The organism is Rhodobacter sp. P2_H5 (assembly GCF_056403335.1).
Genome location: NZ_JBFUFS010000071.1, coordinates 1 through 1052 on the forward strand (window position 1 = coordinate 1; position 1052 = coordinate 1052).

General features: G+C 66.3%; 2 protein-coding genes. Both read left to right on the forward strand.

What is annotated here, in order from left to right:
• The first annotated feature begins 306 nt into the window (after nucleotides 1–306).
• A complete protein-coding gene (gene copC, locus AC1DVR_RS23505) occupies nucleotides 307–657 on the forward strand; it encodes a copper homeostasis periplasmic binding protein CopC (protein WP_478003045.1) in 351 nt (116 codons plus the stop codon).
• A gap of 5 nt (nucleotides 658–662) precedes the next feature.
• Nucleotides 663–1052: hypothetical protein (locus tag AC1DVR_RS23510; RefSeq protein ID WP_478003046.1), on the forward strand; the 390-nt coding region annotated here is incomplete at its 3' end.

A 1052-nucleotide genomic window follows, 5' to 3' on the forward strand; every position in this document is an offset into this window, starting at 1 on the left:
GGCAAGGCCTGCCCGATCGTCGGCCCCTGCCGCCTGCCCTCGCTGGGCCGCAAAGCCATCGCGGCCCTTCTGGCGACCTTCGATCAGGTGACTCTGGCCGATGTGGCCCTGCCGATGTCCTCGTTCCGATTGTCCCCGGAGGCCGGGACCCCATGATGCGTGCCGTTCTCCACTCCGCCGGAACCCCCGTTCCGCTGCGGTCTTTTGCATCCTGGCCTGCCGGCCTTGCTGCCCCGGTGCGCGCTTTGGTCCGCCCTGCGGACCCTTTCCCAGACATGCCGGCCTTGTCCGGTCAGGAGTAACCCAATGAAACCTGTTCTCGCCCTCGTCCTCGTGCTTTCCCTGCAGGCCGGTGCCGCCTTTGCCCATGCTGGCCTTGTCAGTGCTACGCCCGCCGGTGGCGCAACCGCCGCGGCTCCCTCGGCCTTGACCCTGACCTTCAGCGAGAAGGTGACGCTCAAATTGTCCGGGATCACGCTCACCGGTGCTGACGGCGAAGTTCGGGCGATCGGCGAGGCCGGGTTGAGCGCTGACGGTCTGACCCTGACCATCCCCGCCGCCGCACCTCTGACCGCCGGTACTTATGCGGTGGACTGGCATGCTTTGGCGGATGATGGCCACAAGTCGCATGGCCGCTACACCTTTACGGTCAAGTAAACCCCGTGCAGACCGCGTTGATCCTGTGCCGGTTCTTGCAGTTCGCGGCGGCGATGCTGCTGTGGGGGGCTGGCAGCTTGCGGGCGGGGTCCTTCTCACCCGGGCTGCTGCGCACCTCGAAGCCGGCAGCGGTTTGGCTGGCGCGCATTGGCGCGCTGCTCAATGTGTTTGCCGCACTGGGATGGCTGGCTGCCGAGGCTGCTTTGGCCGGAGATGGCCCGCAAGATGCGGTCAATCCGGATGTCTTGATGGCTGTGCTGACCTCGACGCGTTTTGGGCAGATTTGGCTGGTGCATCTGGCCCTGGCGGTGGCGTTGCTGCTGGCAAGTTGCGCGGATCGACCCAAGACGGTGGCGGTCTTGGCCGGATTGAACCTTGCCAGCCTTGGCCTGACC

What these genes read in the sequence shown, in the direction of transcription:
- copC (WP_478003045.1), top strand. Translation starts at nt 307, where the DNA reads ATGAAACCTGTTCTCGCCCTCGTCCTCGTGCTTTCCCTGCAGGCCGGT.